This window comes from Hymenobacter segetis (genome assembly GCF_038448715.1).
Taxonomy (GTDB): Bacteria; Bacteroidota; Bacteroidia; order Cytophagales; family Hymenobacteraceae; genus Hymenobacter; species Hymenobacter segetis.
The window spans coordinates 100268-106734 of sequence record NZ_JBCEVZ010000013.1 but is presented as its reverse complement, the minus strand read 5'-3'; the positions used below and the strand labels follow the sequence as shown (position 1 = coordinate 106734).

The window sequence follows — 6467 nt, the reverse complement described above, 5'->3', positions numbered from 1 at the left end:
AATGCCGGTGCAGTGGCCGCCGCGTACTCCACCGACAACTTCACCACCAGCACCTTCGTGCTGGGCACGCTGGCCGCGCCCGTGGCCGCCACCAACTACAACACCGCCAGCAGCCTGGCTACCTACCGGGTGGTCCTGGGCGGTGTTACCCGCGCCAGCGGCCAGACCCTGAAAGTGCGTCTCTACTTTGGGGCGGGCACCAGCAGCAGCGGCCGCTACGCCCTGCTGCGCAACGTGTACTTCGCCGGCGAGGGCTTCGTCAACAACCTGCCCAACCTGACCATCGGCGACACCCGCGCCGTGAGCAGCGCCACCACCTACGGCAACGTAACGGTGCTGTCCGGCGGCACGGCCACCCTTACCGGACCGCTCACGGCTCAGGGAGCCATTACGGTACAAACCGGCGGCGTGCTCAACACCAATTGCCAGCCTCTGACGGGCCTCGCCACCTTCGCCCTGAATGCCGGGGCCGAGCTGCGCATCTGCGACCCGGCCGGCATTTCGGCCGGCGCGGCCAGCGGCGCGGTGCAAACCACGGGCACCCGCTCGTTCAGCGCTGATGCCATTTACACGTACACCGGCACGTACACCAATGGTGCGAACCAGGCGACCGGCGACGGACTGCCCGCCACGGTGCGCAGCTTGAAAGTCAACCTAGCCACGGCCACCGATACGCTCCAGCTCAACAGCGACGTGACCGTGAACACCGGCCTCGTGCTCAGTCGGGGCGTGCTCAAGGGCTACCTGCCCGATGGCTCGGGTGCCCACCTACTCACGCTGGGCCGCAACGCCACCATTAGCGAAACTGCTACCAGCTTCGTGCTGGGCCAGGTGCAGTCGGCTACGCTCAGCTTCGTGGCCGATGGCAATTCCACTGGTTTCGGCGGCCTTGGCCTCACCCTCACGGCCCACACCACCGGCGGCGCGGCCCTGCCCGGCAACACCTACGTGGTGCGCACCACGGGTACGCCGGTCTACGGCATCACGCCCACGGCCGGGGCCAATGCGGGCATCACCAGCCGGAGCATCCGCCGCCAGTACCGCATCGTGCCTACCACCGAAACCGGCCTCAACATGGACCTGGTGTTCGGCTTCTCACCCAGTGTGGCCGAGCTGAACGGCATCCCCGCCGCCAACCTCCAGCTATTCAGCCGGCCTATTGCCGGCGGCCTGTGGCGGCCCGAAGGCGGCACCGCCAGCGCCAACAGCGTCACCCTGACCAACCTCACCCACCTCTCCGACTGGACGCTGGGCAACAAAGCGGCTCCCCTGCCCGTCACCCTCACCCGCTTCGAGGCCGAGCGCCAGGGCCAGCAAGCCGTGCTCACCTGGGCCACCGCCACCGAGCAGAACAGCAAAGGTTTCAACGTGCAGGTTTCGGCCGATGGCCGCGAGTTCCGTTCGGTCGGTTTCGTGCCCAGCGCCAGCGCCAACAGCCTGCAGGCGCAGTCCTACCGCTACATTGATGCCCCGGCCAACCCCACGGGCACCCGCTACTACCGCTTGCAGCAAGTCGATTTGGATGGTACCAGCACCTACACCGCTCCCAAAGCCGTGGTGTTTGGAGACGCCAGCACCCTCATCCTAACCGCCAGCCCCAACCCGTTCAGCGAAACCCTGACGCTGACCACGCAGGCTGCTTCCGCCTCCACGGCGCTGCTCACATTCACCGATGCCACTGGCCGTATCGTGCTCAAGCAGGTAGCAGAAGTGCCCGCCACCCTCAACAAGCTGCGTATTTCCGGCCTTGCACCCCTACCCCGGGGAATTTATGTGTTGCATATCACGCTGGACGGCAAGGCTCAGCATTTGAAACTGGTGAAAGAATAAGAGTCGTCCACTGATAATTAGCCAGCAAAAAGGCCGCTCCTGAATCCAGGAGCGGCCTTTTTGGTAATAGCATGTCCGTCTACTCCACGGCCAGGCGCTGGCTGGCAGTTTGGCCGGCGGCGGCTACCCGCAGTGTGTAGAGGCCGGGGGGCACATCGGCGAGGTCGAGCTGGGTGCGGGTTTCGCCGGCTTTCGGCAGCGCGATGGTTTGGGTGCGCACGGCCTGCCCCAGGGCATTGAGGAGGGTAAGGCGGGCCTGGGCCGCGCCGGCCACGGCCGGCAGCACCAGGCTGGCGCTGCGGTGCGCGGGGTTCGGATACACCTCCACGGTGCCGGCCCCCAGGGCGGCGCGGGCCGCCAAAGCCCCCCGGAACACGAACGAAACCGGCGTGGTGCCCACGGCATAAGCCACGCTGCTGCCCGTGCCGCACCCACTGATGACCCGGATGTAGTAGGTGCGGCCCGGCACCAGCCCGGTGAGCACGGCGGGCGAGGCAGTGGTAACGACCACCGAAGAATCGGGGTACGCATAGCTAACGATTCGGAAGGTGGTGTTGCTGGTGCCGGGCGTGAAGGTGACGGTGGCCGTGGTGGGGCTGGTGGCCGTCACCACCACGTTGGTGGCCGGGGCGCAGTTATTGAGGTACGGGGTGGTGAAGTTGACCGTGGCCGGCTGCGACTGGTAGCCGCCGGTGCCGCAATTACTGAAAATCTCGGCCGTGTAGCTGGTGCCCGGCTGCAACGTGGCGAACACAATGGGCGAAGCCGTGGCCGTTTGGCGGTACACCGTGCTGCTGCCCACCGCGTGGTACTGCACAAAATACGAGGCCACCCCCGGCACCGGCGTGAAGCTCACCGAGGCCGTGTAGCTGGTCGTGGTGGTGCTCACATTGCTGATGGCCGCGCAGCCCGGGGCCACGTACTGCGAGCTGAAGAAGCCGGTGGCCCCCGCCGATGTCCCACTGGCGCAGTGCGCCACGATGGTGAACCCGTAGGTAGCTCCCGCCGCCAAACCGGTGAACACCACCGGCGACCCGCTCACCGTCATCGCCCCGATGGTCGTCGTGTCGTTGTACAAATGGTAGCGCACCGTGTAGTTCAGCGCCCCCGCCACCGGCGTGAAGCTAACCGTGGACGTGCTGGCCGTGGAGCTGCTATTCACCAGGTTGGTGACCGCGCCGCACCCCACCGTGCCCCCGCCGCTGGTGTAAAGCCCCGTCCAGGACGAGGCCGTGGTGAGGCCGCCCGCGCAGTTGCTCACCACCGACACCCGGTAATACGTCTGCCCCCGCAGGCCCGTGATGGTGACCGGCGAAGTGGTGGTGTTGACGCTCATCACGTTTGTCATCAGCGAATCATACACCCAATAGTAGCGCACCGTGTAGCTGGTGGCCGTGGCCGAGGGCGTGAAGCTGACGGCCGCCGTGCCGGGGCTCAGGCTGCTGGCCGCCACGTTGGTGGGAGCGGCACAGGTCTGGGCCTGGGCCAGGGGCCGCAGCCCAAGCAGGGCCATCACCAGCAAGAAGCAAAAGGTAGCAATGCGTTTCATAAAGAGAGAAAAAGAGTGGAAAAGAAGAACCTAAACCCAACCGCTGCGCCGGGCTTTTCTTCCGGACCAGCCGCAACAGCAAAAGGTTGCCGGAGCCAGTCACCTTTTATTGGTACGGCCCAATTCACCAATGAGTTAACACTCCTCTCCCCCAGCCCCACCAACGCAAAAAGGCCGCCCCTGAACCCAGGAGCGGCCTTTTTTTTTAGTTTATCAGATTCCTCGCTGCGCTCGGAATGACCGGTATTTACACCGCGTACTCGTTGGCCGTAATCAGCTTGGCAGCGATGCGGCGACGGGCTTCTTTCACGTTCAACAGCTCCGTTTTGGTGAAGCGCTTCAGGCCCATGAGCAGCAGGCGCTGCTCGTCGCCCTCGGCCATGCTGCCGATGGCATCCTTGCCGGCTTTCTCCACGATGTCCACGGCATCGGCCAGGTACACGCGGGCGATGTCGGCTTCTACCGACATTACCTCTTCGCCTTTGGCGGCGGCTTCCTTCTCCACGCGGAGCAGGGTGCTCTCAGCGATGTAGGTTTTAATGGCCATATCGGCGATGTTCATCAGCAGCTCCTGCTCCTTGGCGAGGGTAGCGGTGAACTTCTGCACGGCCGAGCCAGCCACCATCAGAATGGCCTTTTTCAGGTTGGCGATGGTCTTCATCTCTTTGCTGAACAGGCCGGTTTCCTCGTCCTGGCTCATGCTCGGGATGCTCAGCAGCTCCTGCTGCACGGCCTGGGCGGGGCCCATCAGGTCGATTTCGCCTTTCAGGCCCTTCTTCAGAATCATGTCAACGGCCAACAGGCGGTTGATTTCGTTGGTGCCCTCGAAGATGCGGTTGATGCGCGAATCCCGGTAAGCGCGGTCCATCGGGTAGTCGGCCGAGAAGCCGTAACCACCGTAAATCTGCACGCCTTCATCCACCACGTAGTCGAGCACTTCCGAGCCTTCCACTTTCAGAATGGCGCACTCCACGGCAAACTCGCGGGCCGCGCCCAACAGAGCTTCGTTGGCACCTTTGCCTTCGGCGATGAGCTGCTGCTCCATGCGGTATATGTCGGAACCCGCACGGTAAATGGCCGATTCCACGGCGTAGATGCGGATGGCCTGCTGCGCCAGCTTGTAGCGAATGGCACCAAACTTCGAGATGGGCATCTTAAACTGCACCCGCTCATTGGCGTATTTCACACTCAGGTCAGCGGCCATTTTGGTAGCGCCCAGGCAAGCCGCGGCCAGCTTGATGCGGCCGATGTTCAGCACGTTGAAGGCGATGAGGTGGCCTTTGCCAATCTCGCCCAGCACGTTCTCCTTCGGCACCTGCGCATCGGTCAGGAACACCTGACGGGTCGAAGACCCCTTGATGCCCATCTTGTGCTCCTCGTTGCCGAGGCTCAGGCCGGGCGTGTTTTTCTCCACGATGAAGCCGGTGAACTTGTCGCCGTCAATCTGGGCAAACACGATGAATACGTCGGCAAAGCCGGCGTTCGTAATCCACATTTTCTGGCCGTTCAGCACGTAGTGCGTGCCTTCGGCGTTCAGCACAGCCTTGGTCTTCGCGCCCAAAGCGTCGGAACCGGAGCCGGGCTCGGTGAGGCAGTAAGCGCCCATTAAGGTACCATCGGTGAGGCCGGGCAGGTATTTGGCCTTTTGCTCATCGTTGCCGAAGTACAGGATGGGCAGCATTGCTATGCCCGTGTGCGCCGCAAACGCCACCGGGAACGAGTGGCCACCGCCCACGCCCTCGGTCACCCGCAGGGCCGTGGTGAAGTCCATGTCCAGCCCGCCGTACTGCTCCGGAATGCTCACGCCGAACAGGCCGAGCTGGCCGGCTTTCTCCATCAGGCCACGCATCAGGCCTTCCTCGTGGTTGTCGAGGCGCTCCAGCAGCGGCTGCACTTCGGCGGCCACGAAGTCCAGACAGGTCTGGTGCATCATGACCTGCTCTTCGGTAAAGTCGGCCGGGGTGAAGACGCTCTGGGCATCGGTCGGCTTGATAATGAATTCGCCGCCCTTCAGGCTGGCTTGCTGCGTTACTTCCATGACGGTTTGGGGTGGGGTGTGGAGTTGAATAGTGTTAGGCTAGCCTACTAGTTAGAGAAACAATTAGCCAGCCGGTTTAGTGTTGCAAGTTAAGAAAAAATGTTAGGCACGCCTACTATATCGGCGAAAGAAAACCCCGGTTGAGCGGGGTTTTCTTTTTGTCAAATTGTGCTGCTACTCGAAAGAGCCATGCCAAGCGTCCACCAGCGGACTCACATTTACTGCTGATACTTCCGGCTGCTGGTGTAGCCAAGTCTCAATGGCTTTCCGGTCAGCTTCGGTAGCAGTTCGGCGCGAATCAGTACCTACAAAGAAGTTATTGAGCCCGCCGCCCATGAGCAAATGGTTGGCTTCTACTACTTCGACCAACTTATCCCAGAAAGTGAAGTAAGCTTCGTCGCTTCCAAGCTCAGCTAAATCGAACTTCACAGAGAAGCCCATCTCCTGAAACTCCCGTAGCCGAAGCTTCTTTCGCAGCCGCTTTTTCATCTATTGAGGCTTAATACAGCTTATCGGAATCGTCAGACGGACTGGTACTGCTTGACCATCATGGTAACCAGGGCTTAACCGAGGCAGACTTCTTACGGTTGCCAGTAGTGCATTGTCAATGATGGGATTATTGCTGCTTTTCGATATTTCAGCATTTCGCACCTGTCCATCAGTACCGACTACAAATGTTACGTGGATGCCTGAATAACGAGTATCCCCGTCATCGGTAAATGCCGGTATCTGCAACCGTTTTGAAAACTCATTCACAATTCCTGTAACCCCACCACCCCCAAGCAATTGCGGCATCTTTTCCACGTAAGTGTACACATGTGTGGAATCAACAGCTTCTTTTGAAACTGGCAGTTTTTGAGCGCAGGCTGCTAGTGAAGGCACAATCAGCAGAAAGAATAAACTGAGAATCTGTTTCAGAACTGCCATTTGCTCATGCTGTTTGTTGAGCTGAATGTGTGAAGCATCTCTAACCTTTTACAATCAATCTCGATTACTCTCGCGGTAGAGATGCTTCACTGCGTTCAGCATGACGTTCTGATTGGCGGCGAT

Annotated in this window: 5 protein-coding genes; 1 reads left to right on the top strand and 4 read right to left on the bottom strand. The window is 61.2% G+C overall.

The window, feature by feature from the left end:
• The coding region (locus AAFH49_RS07890; RefSeq protein WP_342297129.1) for a T9SS type A sorting domain-containing protein at positions 1-1830 on the top strand (1830 nt) is incomplete at its 5' end.
• 79 nt (positions 1831-1909) lie between these two features.
• Here the strand turns inward: AAFH49_RS07890 and AAFH49_RS07885 are convergent.
• The 4 genes from AAFH49_RS07885 to AAFH49_RS07870 all read right to left on the bottom strand — a co-directional run bounded on the left by AAFH49_RS07885 (position 1910) and on the right by AAFH49_RS07870 (position 6344).
• Positions 1910-3379, bottom strand: a complete 1470-nt coding sequence (locus AAFH49_RS07885; RefSeq protein ID WP_342297128.1) for a fibronectin type III domain-containing protein — start codon at positions 3377-3379, stop codon at positions 1910-1912.
• A 247-nt stretch (positions 3380-3626) separates the two neighbouring features.
• A complete protein-coding gene (locus AAFH49_RS07880) occupies positions 3627-5417 on the bottom strand; it encodes an acyl-CoA dehydrogenase family protein (RefSeq protein WP_342297127.1) in 1791 nt (596 codons plus the stop codon).
• A 174-nt stretch (positions 5418-5591) separates the two neighbouring features.
• On the bottom strand, positions 5592-5906 hold the full coding sequence (locus AAFH49_RS07875) for a 50S ribosome-binding protein YggL (protein WP_342297125.1): 315 nt from the start codon (positions 5904-5906) through the stop codon (positions 5592-5594).
• Positions 5907-6344, bottom strand: a complete 438-nt coding sequence (locus tag AAFH49_RS07870) for an energy transducer TonB (RefSeq protein ID WP_342297124.1) — start codon at positions 6342-6344, stop codon at positions 5907-5909.
• Between the last annotated feature and the right edge of the window lie 123 nt (positions 6345-6467).

Coding starts and splice junctions, on each gene's coding strand:
- AAFH49_RS07885 (WP_342297128.1), bottom strand. CDS start 3,379: ATGAAACGCATTGCTACCTTTTGCTTCTTGCTGGTGATGGCCCTGCTT.
- AAFH49_RS07880 (WP_342297127.1), bottom strand. CDS start 5,417: ATGGAAGTAACGCAGCAAGCCAGCCTGAAGGGCGGCGAATTCATTATC.
- AAFH49_RS07875 (WP_342297125.1), bottom strand. CDS start 5,906: ATGAAAAAGCGGCTGCGAAAGAAGCTTCGGCTACGGGAGTTTCAGGAG.
- AAFH49_RS07870 (WP_342297124.1), bottom strand. CDS start 6,344: ATGGCAGTTCTGAAACAGATTCTCAGTTTATTCTTTCTGCTGATTGTG.